The following is a 19596-nucleotide window of genomic DNA, read 5'->3' as shown; positions in this document are numbered from 1 at the left end:
TAGTAACAATTATGTGGAAATTCGCAGACTCATGGAGAGGTCTTTTGCTTAGCAACAAATAACTCAAATAGATATCTCTTTTTGATATATCCAGCATATTTCGATTCAATGATTTCAGCTATACAATCTAGAAATGCTTTACGACTTTTTTCATTCATTGCTAAAACATCGGAATAGGTTCTCAACAGCTTCTGGTATTCTGCAGTTGAGTACTGAACTTCCTGCTCATAAACCCTTGAAAGTACTGTACTGAAACATTTTTTCGTCTCTTCCTCGTATTTTCGTGTGATAACTTCAGTAGGGTCTGGAAGTTGGAAAGTATCTGAGGTGTTTGGGTCATAGAGTTTATAACAAGTTTGACTATCTATAAAAAACTGCTTTGTACCACCGTTTATATGATGGGTTTCAATTAATACTAGATAGCCGTCCTCGTGTAAGAGACGAGCAACTCTAGGAACGCGTTTTTTTGGATCGACCCACTTGAAAGAAGTGCCAAAAACTGCAAGGTCATAGTAATTTGCTTTGTATTTCATCTTCTCGAAGTTTCCGATTTTGATCCTGATGTTGGGAAATTCAGAAAGTCTGGATCTTGCTATTCCTGCAAGTTTTGACCCAATCTCAACGCAATCAATATTAAGCCCTCTCTCAGCCAAACTCTTTGTTAGCTGTCCAGTTCCAGGCCCGATTTCAAGAATTTTACCGGATCCTTCAAGATGGCATGCTTCTTCCAAATCATCAATCAATGACCTGGGATACCGTGGTCTAACTAAATCGTAAATTTCGGCTATTGTGTCGAATAAGAGTCGTTTGTCTGCATCATCCAAGTTCATTTTGTATCCCTCCAGCAGGTGAGAGGTATATAGCCAAATTCGCTGCGTCATAGGATTCTTCTTGAGAATGTCAGGAATCATCTTGAAATATTTCTCGTTTTTCTGTAAATATTTGTTCTATTAAATCTGTTATTTCTATATCTTCTAACTTTCCCATGCGATATACGCTTTTTAATTTCCTTTTCTTTATTAAACTTACTGAAATTTCTTGAATAGTTTAAGGGATTTATGCCCATTAACTATGGGTAGGATTCGTTTAAAGGTTTAAACATGCTTGGATTGTCCTCTCATATTTGTAGGATAGACTCTATCCTTGGGATATGCCTTTAGGCATTCTGTACTGTTGTCGTTGCAGATAACTGCATTATTGACGGGATTATAATTGGAAAAACTATGCTGAAAATTGTAATGAGAATGCCAGAAATTATGAAAACAGAATGTATACCATAAGCCAGGAACAGGATTGGGAAAAATACTGATCCAAGAACGGTGGCAATACCCCGAAAAGTATATAAGTTTGATGCTGTCCTGCCAATAATCTCTTTCGGTGTTACAATTTTGAGATAAATTCTATAAATTGTATAGTATGAAGAAGAGAAGAATCCAATTAAGAACCAGAAAAGTGTATCCAGTATAATCAAAGAGCTTAAAACAACAGCAGCGACTAGAAGAATACCCATCACAGCGAGAGAACCAAACATGGCCTTTCCCACAAATCTTAAGGGAAAATATTTTCCAATTGCTATACCAGAGAACATAGCACCCACATAAAATAATGAAAACATGAGAGAATAATATAGGCTAGAACTGGATGCAAATATGTAAGTTATTCCCAACACAGGGAGCAGGGAAAAGAACGAGAAAATGGATATTATAATAGAGAGAATTAAAAGGTTTGAATTGCCTTTAAACACGTATCTCCAGCCACTAATTAACCCGTCTCGCATTTTTCTCTCTCCCTTCGTGAGCGCTATGGGCATGACTAATGTGAGAAATGATCCCGCAAACAAACAGAGCGAATAGAGTACCATAGAAAAAAATGCGTTGAATACTATTATGAGAAAGCCTCCAAGCACAAAACCCACAGTGGAACTGGCATTTCCGATTGCATTTGAATAGCCATTTGCCCTGGGAAGATCTTCTTTATCCACTATAATTGGAATCACAGTCCAGTCGGCAGTCCACATTATATCGTGTCCGATGGCCATAAATGCAACAATTGCAATAAATATGTATTCGTTTAGCCTCCCTATGTGTATAAGCAGAGCAAGAATGAGCGCTGATATGCCAATAACAATCTCAGAAAGAAACATTATATATCTTCTATCCTCCACTTTATCCACAATCGGGCCCGAAAGGAATGTTAACGTATATATGCCGTATTCAACGAACAGAATGATTCCTGTGAACACTATACTGTGGAAGTAGATGAATGAGAAAAATGGAATTGTAATTTGGTATAGGTTATAACCAATATTCACAAAGGAATTTTTGGAATTATAAAGAATGAATCTTCGGTTATGCAGAAGACTGGCCATTTAAACAAATAGGGGAAAATCATATAAAGTTTTTTGCTGGAATTTCCTTTCCAAAACAGTTCAGAACTCTAAGGATATTATATATCTTTTTGTTTTACAGGGGAATCAGGCCTAATTCTTTCAGGGAACTTAGTGCGCTATAACATCAACAGGGATATAATAACCGGAAATCTAATTTATTCTGTGTTTCCTTCCTATAGTACCTTTTAAATGTTTATCAATGAAGCCCTGAATAGTCAGATATCCAACAGTTAACACTGGCACATATATGCCATACCCTTCATTATCAAGAATAACTGAGTATTTCATAAATACGAAAATAAATAGCTAGGATGAAATCTTCTCAAACCCTGTTGCACGTTCCATAAGGTTACTTATAGGTAACTGTATATCTCCAGGCCAACTTTAAATTTCATTTAACTTTTATGAAATTTCCCGGGCAAAAAAAGGTACAAGCATTTCGTCACAGCTCAACCCTCCATGCATGCCTATCAAAGTATTGGCCTGATTTCCTGGGTCAATAAGTTTTAATGAAGAATCAAAAATACTGGTAGAATTTCTTGAAATTAATATAATGTCTCCCAGAAAGCTTGTGTCTCCATTCACACTTTTTGGAGTTCCAAAAAATCCTTCTGCCAGCATTTGTTTACTCAGAACTGGAATAAAATATTTTTCATATTTTTCGGTTAGATAATCCATTGTAGTTTCTATCATCCCATCTTTTACCCTTAGAACGGATGCTCTTGGATCTCCTACGACAGGTGTATTCAGGAAGGACTTTAATTTTCGATCAACTGAAAGGTCTATTTTCTGGCCTTCCTCAGGAACTGTATGTCCATGATCTGCAGATATTGAGATGAATGTATCTTCAGGGAGATCAGATGCTTTTATCAGCTGTTCTTCAAGCAGCATGAAAATAGATTCTATTTCCAGGGCAGTGTCCTGTGTATAGGGTCCGATCTTGTGCGATATAGTATCTATAGTGGGAATGTAGCAAAAATGAAATGTTCTCCCCTTCGCTGATGACAGATCCCGCCTGAGAGATGTAAGCATTTGAGAAACCGAATAATATGGTGAAATTTTTGCGCCATTTCCGGTAATTCTTGTGAGACCGCTATTTCTAATTGCATATGGTAAATAAAAAACAGAATCAACGTCATTTTCCTGGAGTTTATTGTAGATGGTTCCGTGATGTTCGATCCACGGCATCTCATAACCATTATCCAGAAGGCAATGTTCCTTTTGCCCAAGCGGCGTCAATGAGATCATGTTGCACACGGTGCCTGCTTCTGGAATATATGAGGTATATCCCACTATCCGGTGCTCAACCGGGTGCATGTTTGTATGATATGAAACGGTGGCAGTTGATGTGGTCGATGGAAAAACACTGGTTATCAATTTCACTCCTGAATTATCGGCAAAGTTATTAAGATGCTTCATGCTGTGTTTCTTCAATGAGTACTTAATTGTGGAAAAACCAAACCCATCAAGTAGCAAAAATATAAAATGATCATGTTTTCCTTCCATCAAACTCCTATGATTTTTTGTCTCTTGCCCTGTACTAATACCAAAATTTGCCAGTATCTGCCCTGGTATGTCAGCAATACACCCATTTCCAAAAGCTGGTTTCAGCAGATCCTTGTAACTGTTCCATCTATATCCATCAATCACTCCGTTAAAGTCTTCCATTAGAATATTTTTCACTGTATATCGCCTCCTAACTGGAGCCTTTCCAGAAGTTCTGTAAAAGATGTGATTTCAACAACATTTACATCTTCTGGTTTTTCTTTACCTAAACTGTTGAGCCAAACGGGAATAATCCCAGCATTTACGGCTCCGATTACATCACGTGAAAAAGAATTTCCCACCATGATAATCTTTTCTGGATTCACCCCCAGGATCTTCATCGCCCTATCAAAGAGGGTATTGTTTGGCTTCATTTCATCAACATTCCCTGGAGTAAGAACAATGTTCACGTAATTATGAAGTTTTAAACGGGACATTGTTTTGCGCTGCATTTCTGGATTTCCATTTGAAATAATAGCTACCGGTATATGGAGGTTGTTGCATAATTTGAGGAGATCAATCGCCTCAGGCAAAAGCTTTCTATTTTTCCAAAAGGTTTTCCAGTATAATTTATCTAACTGTACTATCTCATCTTCAGTTGTGTTATGGCCATGCCGGTCTAGGATTTTTTTCATTCTTACTCTAACATCATCTCTGTATGAAATCTCTTTGTTGATTAAATGTGGCATGCTTTCGGAAAGTAATTCCATGAAATCTTTCACCAATTGCTCCACATCTGTTTCATTGAGCTCTGAAATTGTCTCCCTGACAGCATTAAGGCTTGCACGGACTGGTTCCCTGTAGCTTACAAGAGTATCATCCATGTCAATAAACAGGGCATGTAGATCCGTTATATTCGGGACTAACTCGCTACTTGAAGTTTCGTCTTCAAAATTCATATATTGAGAACAGTAACATATTTATTTAATGTTTTGTCTATATAGAACATAGTCCTAATTATACATATATATATCTATATAATATATTTGCCAAAAATATATATATAGTTAAATTTATAATCAATTGAGAAAAAATGGGTTTCAATGGAATATCTGGAGTATTGAATGCCCCGGGAGAAATCCCGTGGGAACTGGTTGTGTTATTTTTTGGTGCTGGATTGATTTTTGTTTTCCTTTGGGGAAAAAAGAGCGGCGGATTAGCTAAGTTTACAACTGTTGATCTTATTTATATAGGTATTGGTGCTGCCTTCGCCGTTGTCTGGGAATTCTATATTGGTGCTTTCCTAGGGAAATTTATTCCCTCAAATCCCTTCTTCGGAGTAGGATATATGGGTAGGCTCATAGCACTACTAATAGTGGCAGGGCTTGTAAGAAAAGTCGGGGTTGGAATGGTTTCGATGTTTATATTCAACCTTTTGAGTGACCTGATTAGCTATGGTTTCAGTGGAGAACCGATGTACTTCATGTACGAGATGCTAACTTATGGTCTAATGATGGATATAGTCATAGCTATTGCAGGAAAGAACCTCTTTGGAATAAGATCACCACCAAGAAAATCTGCGGTAGACAAAAGTAAAACTGATGCAAGTAAAAATTCCTCCTCATCACACTATCTATCAAAAATTCCTGGAGTTTACCTCGCGGCTATAGAGGGCCTGGCAATTGGAGTTTTCTGGGCAGTTCCAGAACCTCTTTTCTACAGTGGATTTATAGCTCCATTTCTATATGGCGGCGTGGTTGATTGGCAGAAAATAATTTTTGGTATCCTGGCATTTATCCCATCTGCAATAATATTAGGAGCTATTGGGGGGGTTATCACACTAAGGATAGTTAAAGCGGTGGGTCAATGAAAGCGGTCGAAATACATAACCTAAAATTTTCTTATTTAGGAAACGAAGAGCCCTCTATTGAAGTGGAGAATCTTACTATAGAAGATGGCGAAACAGTACTTATAACTGGGCGATCTGGAGGGGGCAAATCAACACTTGTAAATTGTATCACGGGAATAATACCTCATATAACTCATGGTGAATTAGAAGGAAGCGTTAAGGTTTATGGTAATGATGTAGCAGAAACATCACTTGCAAAGCTTTCATCTGAGGTCGGTATAGTTCTTCAGAATCCTGAAACACAGGTAATGAACTACGGGGTGGAAGAAGAAGTTGCTTTTGGGCCTGAAAACCTTTGCCTAGCTCCTGAGGAGATAGTTTCCAGAGTAGACGAATCCATGAAAACTACCGGCATATCTGAAATAAAAGATAGAGAAACTTACACATTGTCAGGTGGGGAGATGCAGAGAGTGGCAATAGCAGGTGTCCTCTCAATGAGGCCAAAATTGCTTATACTCGATGAACCAACTTCTAACATCGATCCAGAGGGAACTGCCAGGGTTTTTGACATTCTGGAACAACTCAAGGAAGAAAAGACACTAATTGTTGTAGAACATAAAGTTGAAAGAGTGCTACCTTTTGTTAATCGTATTATAGTGGTTAACGATGGAAAGATTTTCCTTGACATAAGTAGCCATGACTTAATCCACCATATTGATGAGATGCAGGAAGTTGGGATTGAGGTTCCAATTCACTTTATCTACGCAAGAAAATACGGGATAGATTTAGAAGATCTTGAATCAATCCGTGAAAAATTACTGGAGATCAAAGCAATTCCCACTGCACCATCTAGATCGCCTGAATCTAACACACTAATGAAAACCTCTGTGCGTGTAACAGCCCCTAATGGCACAGAACTGGTAAAAGCAAGTATAGATCTTCAAGAATCACATATATTAGCGCTTATGGGAAGGAATGGAGCCGGCAAATCCACGTTTCTTAAGGGAATTATGGGATTTCTTGAGATTGATTTAAAATCGGAAATTAATGTGGTGCTTGCTGGAAAGGACATAAGCAAAGAACACATAATGGACCGGGGGCGCGAGATAGCTTTCGTTCCACAGAACTTTGACCTGACGCTTATAAATAAATCAGTGGAGACTGAAGTCGCTTATTCAATCAAGAAGAGAAAAATCAGTGAATATAAAAAACGGGTTGATGAGATAATGGAATTGTTTTCCCTATTAGATTATAGATATCGTGACCCACTGGGGCTGAGCCTGGGACAGAGAAGAAGGGTGGCAATGGCATCGGCTATTGCATCAGGTGTTAAAGTTCTGATGCTTGATGAACCAACATCTGGACAGGATTATTTCCACAAGGAAATTCTTGGCAAAGAACTTAAGAGGCTTAAAGACCTTGGATATTCTATACTTATTGTAACTCATGATTCACGTTTTGTATACAAATATGCCGATCGTGTTGTTGTTTTCGACCATGGAGAAAAAGTGCTTGAAGGTGTACCGGAGAAGGTCTTTCGTGAATCGGGAAAATTTTCTGTTATACCTCCATCTGATTTTCTGCTAAGGGAGGGATTAAAATGAATTGGTTAATTGTTAACGTGATTAGCTGGCTCCTTTTCTTCTTTGGGGCGGCATTTCCCATATTAATTGTATTGAGGGTAATAGGCCTTACTGGGTTTATGAGAATTACTAGATTTGAAAGTTTTCATACATTTTATTATCGCATGAATCCATCCATAAAAATAATGTTGGGTCTTGTAGTTACGATTGTGGCGGCAGTGACAATATGGTGGATTGGAGCAATAATGACAGCTGTTATTCTTCTAACATATTTCACCTTGAAGGACGGAAAAAGAAAATTCATTACTGGATTTTTCCTCACAATGATTACGATCATCGGAACGACATGGGCCTTTGCACCATACACACCATATACAATTCTACAGCAGGCATTCCATGTCACTGCACTTACAGGAATATGGGCATGGCCGTCATATTTTACGGTAATGGGATACCAGCCGGAACTAACTATGCAGGGTCTAATATATGGATTCCAAATTTCAATGAGGTTTACTGCAGTTTCCCTTATAAGCCTTGTTCTAGTCATGACTAGCACTCCTTCACAGGTACTAAGAGCTCTCAACAAAGTTGGAATTCCTATTTCTATCACATTTTCCCTTGTTGTAGCTATGAGAACTATCCCCAGAATATTTGAATACATTGATACATCCGTAAAAATTCAGTTTATGAGAGGTTTGGGTTCAACTGCTCCCAAAATATTTAGGCCATTTTATATGCTGAAAGGTGCAATTTATGCCATAGTCCCAGTTATTGTATTCCTGGTCAGGGGAGCTAAGGATACTGCTATTTCAGCCGATACCAGGGCTTTCCGCGCATATCCCAAAAGAACTAACATGTACCCAATTACCATTGGTTCGGTAGACAAAAGTGCGCTTGCTGTTATGACACTTGTTATGCTTATAACCATAGTAGCTGTGATTATGGGACTGGGAAGGGCCATACCATATTCATGACAATTTAGGCAGTTTGTTCACTGGGATTCCATAACATATTATAATTTTCTTAATTTTTTCAAATTTTAGAGTAATAATTTTTTATAAAAAATTCTTTTAGTTAACTATGGCTGTGGGTTGAATGAACTATCCAGACTTTCCACAATGAACCATGCACAATTTTTCCATAAATAAGTATTGGTGATCTCAATACCTTGGAGGGAGTAATTGGATTTGTAAGCCAATTGAATTCTCTTATAATTTATCTTTTAAATCTAATGTTCTTTTTATACCCAGCATAACCGCGTAATTGCTAATTATGCCTATAGCAAGTGCCAAATGAAGATATGGGGCGTAGGTTGTATATAGTGTACTGGCTCGTCCGGTAATATGAATTATTGGATTAATAGATTTACAGGCGTAGGTTGTATATAGTGTACTGGCTCGTAATGATATAAAGCCCATCCCAATAAGTCCTGTTATGGCAATTAGTGATGTATTTACAGCGGCTAGGGTTTTCAGCCTTTTTATTTCTTTAGTGTATGTATATGATGCTATAGCCAAGATAAAAAGCAGTATCCCCAGCGATATATGAATCAATAGGGCTACAGAATCCATGGGCTTTTCTATCTGTGAAAGATAAAAACCTATCATTATTTGTATAAATGCAACTCCAGAAGTGGCCCATAAAATTTTTTCAGTCCTATCCAAATTTAACTCACGGAAGCCCTATAATTTCAATATAAATAAATGTATTCTATAAGATGATCTTATAGCAAATAGGTTTAGTGAGATCCTTCCCCAACTAACGAAGGGGACTTCTCGCTCACGGTGTTAAAAAAAATTATTAACTTATTGAGTAATACCATGGTGTTACAGAACTAGCGTCTATATAGCCACCGAAAAGAGCACTGTTATATGTTCCATGAACTAATACAATAGAGTTTACTGGTGCTGTGCCATTGTATAGTACAGTAATAGACTTTCCATGATCATCCACAGTAAATGCAGAGTGGTTATTTATGGTTATATCATTTGTTACTTTCCCAGAGATGTAATAAGAGTTATTGCTTTTCATAGCAGATGGGCTGGTGTTCAAAACGGTTGGTATAAGTCCATATACAAGCAAAGCTATAACCACAATTATAATTAATATAAGAAGACCTTTGTATTTCATATTTATCTCTTTACCATTGAAAACTTTCTATTTAAACATATTGTTAACAAATAGTTGAAATTGGAGAATTTCTGATATTCTCCTTCTTGAAGACCTATATTCTTTCATTGTATTATCATAATTGAAGCTGTGCACATTTCGATATTTTTTCATCTTTTTCATATGTCTTTTCGCTTTCAGTTTAGAGTTTTAAACCCCTGAAATGACAGCAATCGCTGTGCCAATTTTCTGGAAAAGATATCTAAATTAGTCAAATCTAAACCTGCTACATCTCTCCTTATATTTTGCATCTGATATGTTCTTTGCTAGATGATAATTCTTTAACTTATTTCCGGCGCATAAATATATTCAGTACACATATGTATAGTAATTGACCGTATTCACTTCCTGTGATAAATTTTCCAACGCCATAAAAACTGGAACCCAGAGTTTCTGTTGATTAACTGCAAATTGTCTGGGTGCCCAGAGTATAGCCTGTAAGTTTATGGACAGTGAAAGTAGTTGATGAATTCAGATGAGGGTTCTCAAGAACAATATCCCACGTACCTGGAGGTATATGGGTGCTAAAACTGGAAGATGAGCCTATACTGATATTGTAATAACTTGGTCTATCCAGACTGGATGACGCACTTGAATTCACATAAGTCGAATATTGGCTCGGATCCATGATGTAAAAATACAGGCCGTTGGTCGAAGCAATGGATCCATTTATAATCGATGATGATGTTGAGGTATATTTAATGAAAGTATAATTAGATCCCGCGAGGGTTATTTTACAACCTGCAGATAATATTTTACCTGTGTCAGAATAACTAGCCGTACCTCCACTGTGGAATAGAGGTAATACAACGAATTGCATTAACACTATTACAACTACAGCTATAATTACAATTGCTATTATTATATCTGGTTTTTTATTTCTTTTTCCGATTGGTTGCACAGGCTGTAAACAATACTACTATTTAAATCTTTTTATAACAATCACGGAAATCCGGAGATATCGTTTAAATACCAACTTCTCCAATTTGCATAATAGGTATCTCAATGGAATCTATTATATTCCTAGTTTTTTAGGTATCTTAGATACATTCCATTCTTTACCGCTTTTCAAAATCCTAATACGTGCAAAGCGAACTATCACATTATCAGGAAGGTACTTCCTGAGTAGTTCAAACTGATAAAGTACTGCAAGAAAAATATTAAAACATATTATGCATAATAACCCGAGTTAAGGATTAATCTCATAATTGAAACATATCAGCGCTCAATAAGAGAGTTGATGCAAGTTGTACCTTTGTCCAAAAATTTCATAGAAAATCCGTTTACATTAATTTTGAACAGATATTTTCATTAATTATCTCCCTTCACTATTCACAAGGACCATTTCTTATGTCTATAGAACTGTGTCAGTGAAAGACAATCCATTCCGACGAGTTATCTTGGCAAGAAAACTCCAATCTTTAGGGAAATGAAGGTTGGATTCTCCGACACTATAACAAAAACTGATGTTATTATCGATTCAAGCGATAATATTTGCACATTATTTTTATATCAGGAGATTATATATAATTATGATAAAAATAGCCCTTACCCAGTTGAGGCCTGTGGCAGACAAAGATATTAGCCTGAGAAACGTGGAGTATTATGCAGGCATTGCAGCGTCAAATTCAGCTGATTTAATAGTATTTCCTGAATATTATATGTTTTATTCACAGTACAAGGAAGTTATAGCCAAAAATTCTGAGCCTCTTAACGGTAATTATGTAAAAAAACTGCGGGAAATCTCCCAGGTAAACAAAATAGGGATAATAACGGGGATAAATGAACTTTATGACCATAACTATTACGACACAGCCGTATTTGTAAACAATGGGGAACTTGTAAATTATTACAGAAAATCCCATTTATATGATGCCTTCGGTTACAAGGAATCCGATATTTATACAATTGGCAACGGCCCGTTTAAAATTTCTAAAATTGGAAATATTAATTTCGGGATGCTAATATGTTATGATATAAGATTCCCTGAGGTATTCCGCAATTATTCTTTGAACGATGCTGATATGGTTATATTGATATCTGCATGGTTTGCCGGGCCCATGAAAGAAGAGCAATGGTTATCACTAGTATCCGCACGTGCACTGGAAAATACAGTATACCTCGCCACATCGAATATGATAGGCGGTGGATTTACTGGGATAACAACGTTTACCGATCCCATAGGTGCAATAAGGAGCAGAGCAGCAGAGGAGGAAGATGTAGTATATGTATATGTGGATCCGGAAAGGCTTGCGGCCGTAAGAAAGAAGATGCCGGTGTTGAAACAGAGAAGACCTGAGATTTATAAACTTTGATTTCAATATGAAATATGTGATATTAAGAAGGGAAATAGCGAAGTATGCCATTTCCAAAATATCCTGCGACCATATGTTTAGCAAAATCGAAGCACTTCCGGATAAAGAAATTATAATTGATTTTCTTCTGGTGTATTATATCAGTAATGAATTTTTAGACGCATATATTGCAAATAAGGCGCTGAGCACTAAACACATTACAGAGAAGAACCTTCCATTGAATGTTAAAAGGATTATGAGGCAATAAATTATTTTATCCTTATACCTGTTTGGAAACCACATTTCAGGCAATTCCCATTGCTATTAAGTCCGGTTACCCTGGAATCAAATATATGCCTGGTTATCAGTAAGTTTCCACAAGCAGGGCAATAGGTATTCTCATATTGTTCCTCAGGAACATTTCCCAAATAGACGTATTTCATTCCAATGGATTTCGCCAGATCATAGTGGTTCTTTAGAGTTACAAATGGAGTTGATGGAATACTCAATTTATAATCAGGATGATACCTGAGAAAGCTTAATGGGATATACTCTCCAGCTATATCCTTTATTTTCTGTATCATGTTTTTTGCCTCTTCAAGGTTATCACCTATTTCGGGAATTATAAGATCTGTTATTTCTGTATGTATTCCATAGTCAAGTGCATTTTTGATAGTCCTGAATATTAGTTGTGGAGAAGGGATTGATATATACCTGTTATAGAACTTTTCCTCTCCATTGCCCTTAAAATCAATGGTAATTGCATCAAGGAATTCTGAAGCCATTGCCATGGATTCTGGAGTTTCGTATCCATTCGTCACGAATATGTTAAAAAAGCCATATTTGTGTGCCAGTACACCTATATCCCTGGCGAATTCCATGAAAATTGTTGGTTCGTTATATGTGAACGCTATACCATCTACATTACTTTTTCTTGCAAGTTTTACTATATCCTCAGGTGTCATATATTTGCCGACAACATTCTTCCTCTGGCTCATTTCAAAATTCTGGCAATATTTGCATGCAAAGTTGCATCCAGAGGTGCCAAATGAAAGTATTCTAGAACCTGGATACATATGCAGGAGAGGTTTCTTTTCTATAGGGTCTATGTTAAATGCATATGGAAAATTGTACACATCAAGATTTAAATGCCCGTTTTCTGCAGTTCTTACACCACAAAAACCACTCTGACCGTCTCTTAATAAACAATACCTTGCACACGCTGTGCATTTTATACGTCCTGATATATTTTCAAAAAGTGAAGCCTGCACATTTATTACAAGTGATTAAGTGTATTTATACATTATCTTGTATAATGATTTTAACCATAACACCATTATGGAAATGATCAGGGAATACTGACATTATCTAACTGGAATGGAAATGTTATTTATATGCTATCATTGCAGAATATCCAACAACTCTTTTTTTATCGTTACTGAAGTCTCCTGAATTGCTGTGGTTTAACAGCTCTATTTTTCCTTTCATTTGTTTTGTGACTATCATGAGTATTGCAATGGCCCCGAAACCACAGGCCGATATTCCGTATTTTTTTATATCCTCATAATATTTCAAAATGTGCAGCCCCTCTATATCATTTATCAAAATCTGGTCAAGTTCATTGTTTTTATCATACTGAAGGTAATGGTTAAAATCCGAACTTATAAGAACAAATGGTTTTTCTTCCAGGCTTTCTATTGTCTCTGCTATGTTCCTTGCAACAGCGGCCCCCTGATTTCCCAGAATTATAGGAGAAAAGGTGAAATTTCCCTTGAATATATACTGTAGAAAAGGTAGCTGGACTTCTATGGAATGTTCTATAATATGGGCTTCCTTGTCATCCTTTATAATATCTGATTTTAAAAGCATCCTGTCCGATAACTCTGAATTTATCCTCGCATAGCCTAAAGGAGTGTTCCAGTAACCATTCCGGTAAATAGCAGGATATGATGGAAATCCTGAATGGTTCGGGCCTATTATAAGAAAGTCCTTGTTTTTATTCTTTTCAATGAGTTTATAGGCATATGCTGCAGTATGACCGGAATACATGTATCCAGCATGTGGAACTATAGCCCCTATGAGCTTTTTGTATTTAATATCCGGTGTCTCTGCATTCATATAGCCTTCTATATATTCCTTAAGCTTTTCATAGTCATCGGGATAGAACGCCCCCGATACATACGGTTCCCTGGTGTTATCCATATTTAAGTATTGCTATAATTTATATAAAGTTTATATAAAAGTTTAAGTTTGAATTATAATTATATATAAATATGGTGCACAATGATATATTCATAGAAAGTTTAACCGAGGATGATGGGAAAATCCTTATCAACATAGCCAGGAACAGCATAATGGGACGTAATACAGGCATGGACAAAATTCCTGAAAAATTCTATACAAAAGCTGGAGCATTTGTAACAATAAATGAAAATAAGTCATTAAGGGGATGCATAGGGTATCTCAGACCTGTAATGCCGTTGAAGTCTGCGGTGGAAAAGGCAGCCTGGAATGCGGCATTCCGTGATCCACGGTTTGAACCTGTAGGCAGTGAGGAATTAAACCGGTTAACAATAGAAGTTACAGTTATTGGCGAACTTAAAGATGTTAAATATGAAGATATACGTACGGAAAAGTCCGGCAAGTATGGGCTGTATATGGAAAACGGGATATATTCTGGGACCCTCCTTCCACAGGTTGCACTTGATAATAAGATGGACATGGAAGAATTCATTATGGAAACATGCCTGAAAGCTGGCATGGGAAGAGACTGCTATAAATATTCAAAAATTTATGCATATGAAGCAAAAATATTTACTGAAAAATAGGATTAAATGCAATGTTAAATATTATAATTTTTATTATTTTAAACAAAATTTATTTTTTCTGAGTATACGTGTTCTGCTAATTTCCTCAATTCCTGATTTCCATAGAAGATAGATTTCATTACAATCGCATCACGGTAGAATTTCTCAACACCAAAATCCTGGAAATAACCATATCCTCCATGGGCATTAACGGAATATCTTGCAATCTCAACTATGGATTCCATCGCTAAATTAAAAACATAGTACGGGTCGGCCTCTCCATAAAGGGCGCTTCTTAAAACCGACTCTGTGGATCGGAATTGGGCAAGCCTGAATGATATGGGTTCAAAATCCTTGAGATAATTTCCAAATGCTTTCCTCACTGAGGTATAATCTATTGCCTTTTGAAGGGCACCAGATATCATTCCCAGTGCAATTGCAGACAATGGGCCATATGATGCTTCCAGTATTTCGCCTTTCCTGTTTTTGCTATCCAGAACGGTAGCAGTGTTATCCAGGGTTATATCACCGAATTTAATTCCGCGGAATCCCATGAAATCACGGTCTGAGTATCCGAATGGACCTGAGATTATTGATGTGTTTTCGTTGAACAAAATAATCTTTTCCGCATCTGATCCAAGTACATTTATCAGTGTTCCTGAAAGTTTTCCGGCATTTTCCTTTATGTCATTTGCCCTATTTATAAAATCCACAGCAACGTTTAATTTGCCTGATGCAGCATCAGACAGCGTTGTTTCTGCGGAAGTTCCCTTTACCGAAGGATAATACAATGAATTTAAAATGAAAATTTTCATAGCTACAGAAGGCGAATTTTTTGCAATCTCCTCAAGTATGATTTCATAGGATGTGTTGTCCAGTTCAGAACCGGAATATTTTCCAGGTATGGTTGCCCCCAGAAATCCCTGGGATGCAAGTAATTCAGTAATCCCGTGGGTTATTCCTTCTGACTCAATCTTTTTTTCATCCAGATTTTTGTCGCAGAACTCAGCTACGGTTTCCTTCAGAATGTTATTTTCCTCTTTCATATTTATTCACCTTTTAATATATATCTTGCAATTACAAGTTTTTCTATTTCGCTGGTTCCCTCCCAGATTTCCATTATTTTAGCATTCCTGAATATTCTCTGGACATCCTCATATAAGGATTTGTCTCCCAGCATTTCCATTGCAGATTCTGCGGCATATACAGCAGTTTCACTTCCATAGGCCTTTGCCATGCTTGTTAACTCCGGCTTTGGTTTAAACTCAAACAGATATGATGCTGCATTATAGGTCATCTGCCTCGTAGCCTCTATATGAGTTCCCACATCCGAAAGCCTGAACATGGAATCTTCGTCCTTAATATCATTCTCTTTTATGTATGATTTAATTCTATCAAGTGCGCCTATTGCTATGCCCAGTGACTGTGCGGCAACATAAATCCTGCTTATGTTGAAAAACATCATGATATAGTAAAAGCCTTTGCCTTCCTCCCCTATAAGGTCATCTTCATTTAGTTCTATGTTGTTAAACTGTAATTCGGCGGTGTTTGTGGCCCTCACTCCCAGTTTGTCAACAAGTTTGTTTGCATTGAAGCCTTTTGATTTTGTATTTACAAGAAATGTGCTTAATCCATGGTGTGGATTTGGATCTTCTGATGTCCTTGCCAAAACGACCAAGTAATCGGCTATTGCGCCGTTTGTTATGAACATTTTAGAGCCATTCAAGATGTATTTATTGCCCTGTTTCATGGCGGTAGTTTTCAGCCCTGCAACATCGCTTCCACCAGATGGCTCTGTGACAGCAAGTCCCAGTATGTATTTTCCCTTATATACATCTTGGAGTATTTCTTTCTGCCTGTCATTTCCGAACAGCATTATGACCTCACTCCCAAAATATGGCGTAGTAACTGCTATTCCAAGGCCGGCATCCACCCTGCAGAGTTCCTCTATGGCAATCATTACCTTTGCCGGGTTCTGCATGTCTATTATTCCAAGGGAAAGAGATTTTTTCCTAAGCTCATCAGGATATTCCTCTTTTCTGTCATACTCTGCAGCCATCTCCTCCGTAAATTCTTTCAGGGCAAATTCCCTGATCTTATTTCTGTATTCATCATATTCTTCAAACATTTAAACACGCTCCAGTAGCATAGAGTATCCCTGTCCTCCGCCCACACATAAGGTTGCTATTCCCAGGTTTCCTTTCTTGTCTTCCAGCGTTCTTGCCAGCGTACCTGCTAATCTGGCTCCAGTAGCACCCAGAGGATGGCCTATTGATATGCCTCCTCCGTGGATATTAACACGGTTAAGATCCAGATTGAATGCATGTACAGCATTTAATACTACCACGGCAAATGCCTCGTTTATCTCCCAGTAATCTATGTCCTCAGGCTTCAGGTTGTTTCTTTTGAGGACTTTCTGGGTTGCCGGCACGGGTCCTTCACCCATTATTGTAGGATCAACACCTGCAGCGGCAAAATCAACTATTCTTGCCATTGGCTTAAGGCCATATTCTTTTAATTTTTCCCCCGACATCAGCATAACGAGGGATGCACCATCGTTGAGTGATGATGAATTTGCAGCCGTTATTATGCCATCCTCGCTGAATGCAGGTTTGAGTGATTTTATCTGTTCCAGTGAAACATCCTTTCTTATTCCCAGATCAGAAGTTATTGTCTTTCCATTCACAGTGACAGGCATTATTTCTCCCTTCATGAATCCGTCTTCATACGCCTTTGCCGCCCTTTTATGGGAGTTATATGAATATTCATCCATTTCATCCCTGGAAATTTTTCTTAATTTTGCTAATTTTTCTGCAGTTAATCCCATATTATAAGACACATTCATATTGAATTTGGCATATTTTGGACTGGCCATTAGTTCCATACTGGGTTTAACAAAAGGATTGTCTACACCGAGAGGCACATGGGTCATATGCTCCATTCCACCTGCCAGTATTATCCCAGCTTTTCCCGCCATGATTTCCAGAGCGCCTATCCCGGTGGCATTCAGCGATGATGAACATGCCCTGTCCATGGACATTGCAGGCACTGAAACCGGAAGGTCAGCAAGGAGTACCGGATGCCTGCCTCCATATGTCCAGTTTTCCCCTGCCTGAAAAGCACAGCCAGTTATGACATCTTCAATTTCAGCCGGATTTATCTTGGTTTCCTTTACTGATTGCCTGATCAGTTCTGAAAGCATTTTATCCATTCTCAAATCATTATACACATCCTTCTCCGGATCCCTCGGGCGTGCTCTGGAAAATGGTATTCTTCTGTAATCAACTATATAAACATCTTCCATTATATTTCACTCCAATTTTTTTCTGAGTACAATTTTATTAATTTTCCCAGTTCCTGTCTTTTCGAATTCGTCAACAAATATATAGTCGTCAGGAAGCCAGAATTTGGCTATTCTACCGGTATCTACGTATTTCTGCATCGTCTTCATTATAGCCTCCTTGGTGGCTGTCCCCTTCACAAAGGCTACAGGCCTTTCCCCCCATTTTTCATCATTCTTTTTTGTTACTGCAACCTCACCGACACCGGGGACAGTGCTTATAAGATCCTCAAGAACCATGGAAGGTATAAACTCTCCACCGGACTTGACTGCATCGCTCTCTCTGTCAACTATTTTTATATAACCATATTGATCCATGGTTGCAAGGTCTCCTGTATGTAGCCAGCCATCTACCCATAATTTAGCAGTCTTTTCTGGATCCTTTATATATCCTTCAGTCAGCCATGGCGCCTGCACTATTATTTCACCGATTTCATTATTATTCTTTTCAACATCCTTTCCCTGGAAAACTACACGAAGATTTACAAAAGGCACCGGAACACCGGTTTTTCTGCGGTATTCTTCTTTTTTCTCATCACTGAGTGCTATTATATCATTGGTATAATTTGCCAGTGTCAGTATAGGTCCTGTTTCCGACATTCCGTATCCGGTAACAAGAGACATCCCAATGGATTCAGCAGTCTTGGCAAGACCCTCGTTCAGAGCCGCACCTCCTATAACTACCCTAAGTTTTAGTTTTCCCATTATTTCAGGACCTCTCTTTGCCTGAAGCAGGAGATACAGTATGGAAGGAACCATTGCAGAATTTGTTACATGTTCTTTTTCCATGGTTTCCAGTATTTTGTCCCATTCGTATTTTCCGGGAAGGATATATTTTAATCCCTTCATAATACTGAAATATGGCATCCCCCATGCATGTACATGGAACATAGGCACCAGTGGAAGCATTACCGCAGTTCTACTGAGTGATGTGGGTTCGTCGGAAAGTGCAACAGCAGTGGCAAGACTGTGGAGCACAAGCTGTTTATGGCTGTAATATACACCCTTAGGCAGTCCAGTTGTGCCGGATGTGTAGAAAAGCGTAGCCATGTCATTTTCATCTGGAGGCATGTCAATATATTCAGCATCTTTCAAAAGGTCGTCAACAAAATATACATTGTCCATTCCATAATCCTGATGCCCGTTTTCCGAATAGACAATGAATCCCTTTATAAATTCAAACATGGTTTTATACTGCATCAGTAAGGGCATGAAATCAGCATTTACCACAATATAAGTGTCCTCTGAATTTTCTATGGTATAGTAAAGAACTTCTGGTGGATATCTAATATTTACCATATGTATCACTGCCCCTATCATAGGAATAGAATAATAACAGTACATGTAATTGATTGTGTCATAGTCCAGGACTGCTATTCTATCACCAGGCTTGACACCTATTTTAACCAGGTTAGCTGCAAAATTCTTTACATTCTTTGAAAAGGATTTATAGGTCAACTGTAAATCATGATAGATAATCTTCTGATCTCCATTGGCTCTTACAGCACTATCAAGTAAATTGTTTATTGTTAACTTATAATCTGCCATGGGTTATAATAATTTATTGATTTATAATCTTTATTATTATAACATTAACATTGTCCGTTACCATATGGTTTTCTATGGAAATGATAACTAATCCATTTTAGAATACGTATTGTACACTCTATTATTTTCAAG

19 protein-coding genes are annotated in these 19596 nt (G+C 37.6%); 6 read left to right on the top strand and 13 right to left on the bottom strand.

Annotated features, from left to right (window positions below; all coding sequences use genetic code 11):
* Window positions 1-29: 29 nt before the first annotated feature.
* The 4 genes from AMDU4_RS03980 to AMDU4_RS03965 form a co-directional block, all read right to left on the bottom strand.
* Entirely contained in the window at window positions 30-830 is an 801-nt protein-coding gene (locus AMDU4_RS03980; RefSeq protein WP_290704131.1) for a class I SAM-dependent methyltransferase, read from the bottom strand.
* A gap of 326 nt (window positions 831-1156) precedes the next feature.
* Window positions 1157-2368, bottom strand: coding sequence for an MFS transporter (locus AMDU4_RS03975; RefSeq protein WP_021786694.1), 1212 nt, complete (start codon window positions 2366-2368; stop codon window positions 1157-1159).
* 423 nt (window positions 2369-2791) lie between these two features.
* Window positions 2792-4057, bottom strand: a complete 1266-nt coding sequence (locus AMDU4_RS03970) for an alkaline phosphatase family protein (protein ID WP_290704128.1) — start codon at window positions 4055-4057, stop codon at window positions 2792-2794.
* A gap of 11 nt (window positions 4058-4068) precedes the next feature.
* On the bottom strand, window positions 4069-4833 hold the full coding sequence (locus AMDU4_RS03965; protein ID WP_021786691.1) for an HAD family hydrolase: 765 nt from the start codon (window positions 4831-4833) through the stop codon (window positions 4069-4071).
* A gap of 134 nt (window positions 4834-4967) precedes the next feature.
* Here AMDU4_RS03965 and AMDU4_RS03960 point away from each other — a divergent pair, with 134 nt between their 5' ends.
* From AMDU4_RS03960 to AMDU4_RS03950, 3 genes are read left to right on the top strand one after another with little or no spacing between them, the layout of a single operon-like run.
* A complete protein-coding gene (locus AMDU4_RS03960; RefSeq protein WP_021786690.1) occupies window positions 4968-5744 on the top strand; it encodes a hypothetical protein in 777 nt (258 codons plus the stop codon).
* Complete coding sequence (locus AMDU4_RS03955) at window positions 5741-7327, top strand: ABC transporter ATP-binding protein (protein ID WP_021786689.1); 1587 nt, start codon at window positions 5741-5743, stop codon at window positions 7325-7327. Before AMDU4_RS03960 ends, AMDU4_RS03955 begins: the two co-directional genes overlap by 4 nt.
* Window positions 7324-8280 (top strand): energy-coupling factor transporter transmembrane protein EcfT, encoded by a 957-nt coding sequence (locus AMDU4_RS03950; protein ID WP_021786688.1) that lies wholly within the window; start codon window positions 7324-7326, stop codon window positions 8278-8280. Before AMDU4_RS03955 ends, AMDU4_RS03950 begins: the two co-directional genes overlap by 4 nt.
* Before the next feature lie 234 nt (window positions 8281-8514).
* Here AMDU4_RS03950 and AMDU4_RS03945 read toward each other — a convergent pair whose 3' ends face one another.
* The 3 genes from AMDU4_RS03945 to AMDU4_RS03935 all read right to left on the bottom strand — a co-directional run bounded on the left by AMDU4_RS03945 (window position 8515) and on the right by AMDU4_RS03935 (window position 10376).
* Window positions 8515-8970, bottom strand: a complete 456-nt coding sequence (locus AMDU4_RS03945) for a hypothetical protein (RefSeq protein WP_021786687.1) — start codon at window positions 8968-8970, stop codon at window positions 8515-8517.
* Window positions 8971-9106: 136 nt separating this feature from the next.
* Complete coding sequence (locus tag AMDU4_RS03940; protein WP_021786686.1) at window positions 9107-9436, bottom strand: hypothetical protein; 330 nt, start codon at window positions 9434-9436, stop codon at window positions 9107-9109.
* A 439-nt stretch (window positions 9437-9875) separates the two neighbouring features.
* Window positions 9876-10376 (bottom strand): hypothetical protein, encoded by a 501-nt coding sequence (locus AMDU4_RS03935; protein ID WP_021786685.1) that lies wholly within the window; start codon window positions 10374-10376, stop codon window positions 9876-9878.
* 631 nt (window positions 10377-11007) lie between these two features.
* On the opposite strand from AMDU4_RS03935, the gene AMDU4_RS03930 reads away from it, so the two are divergent.
* Both AMDU4_RS03930 and AMDU4_RS03925 read left to right on the top strand, forming a co-directional pair.
* Window positions 11008-11790, top strand: coding sequence for a carbon-nitrogen hydrolase family protein (locus tag AMDU4_RS03930; RefSeq protein WP_290704125.1), 783 nt, complete (start codon window positions 11008-11010; stop codon window positions 11788-11790).
* Between the two features lie 7 nt (window positions 11791-11797).
* On the top strand, window positions 11798-12037 hold the full coding sequence (locus AMDU4_RS03925) for a hypothetical protein (protein ID WP_021786683.1): 240 nt from the start codon (window positions 11798-11800) through the stop codon (window positions 12035-12037).
* A 1-nt stretch (window position 12038) separates the two neighbouring features.
* On the opposite strand, the gene amrS is transcribed toward AMDU4_RS03925, so the two are convergent.
* Together amrS and AMDU4_RS03915 are read right to left on the bottom strand one after the other, a co-directional pair.
* A complete protein-coding gene (gene amrS, locus AMDU4_RS03920; protein WP_394324940.1) occupies window positions 12039-13046 on the bottom strand; it encodes an AmmeMemoRadiSam system radical SAM enzyme in 1008 nt (335 codons plus the stop codon).
* A 109-nt stretch (window positions 13047-13155) separates the two neighbouring features.
* Entirely contained in the window at window positions 13156-13971 is an 816-nt protein-coding gene (locus AMDU4_RS03915) for an MEMO1 family protein (RefSeq protein WP_021786681.1), read from the bottom strand.
* Window positions 13972-14042: 71 nt separating this feature from the next.
* Here AMDU4_RS03915 and amrA point away from each other — a divergent pair, with 71 nt between their 5' ends.
* Entirely contained in the window at window positions 14043-14597 is a 555-nt protein-coding gene (gene amrA, locus AMDU4_RS03910) for an AmmeMemoRadiSam system protein A (RefSeq protein ID WP_021786680.1), read from the top strand.
* A 38-nt stretch (window positions 14598-14635) separates the two neighbouring features.
* Here the strand turns inward: amrA and AMDU4_RS03905 are convergent, their stop codons facing one another.
* Genes AMDU4_RS03905 through AMDU4_RS03890 form a run of 4 tightly spaced genes read right to left on the bottom strand, consistent with a single transcriptional unit; the run spans window position 14636 to window position 19464 of the window.
* Entirely contained in the window at window positions 14636-15622 is a 987-nt protein-coding gene (locus tag AMDU4_RS03905) for an acyl-CoA dehydrogenase family protein (RefSeq protein WP_021786679.1), read from the bottom strand.
* A 2-nt stretch (window positions 15623-15624) separates the two neighbouring features.
* On the bottom strand, window positions 15625-16704 hold the full coding sequence (locus tag AMDU4_RS03900; RefSeq protein ID WP_021786678.1) for an acyl-CoA dehydrogenase family protein: 1080 nt from the start codon (window positions 16702-16704) through the stop codon (window positions 15625-15627).
* Window positions 16705-17880 carry an acetyl-CoA C-acetyltransferase gene (locus AMDU4_RS03895; RefSeq protein ID WP_021786677.1) on the bottom strand — a complete coding sequence of 392 codons (1176 nt, stop codon included), beginning with the start codon at window positions 17878-17880 and terminating at the stop codon, window positions 16705-16707.
* A 6-nt stretch (window positions 17881-17886) separates the two neighbouring features.
* Complete coding sequence (locus AMDU4_RS03890; protein WP_021786676.1) at window positions 17887-19464, bottom strand: long-chain-fatty-acid--CoA ligase; 1578 nt, start codon at window positions 19462-19464, stop codon at window positions 17887-17889.
* Window positions 19465-19596 lie beyond the last annotated feature (132 nt).

The organism is Ferroplasma sp. Type II (assembly GCF_000496155.1).
Note: the sequence above shows the minus strand (reverse complement) of the source record. Positions and strands in the feature narration are given on the sequence as shown.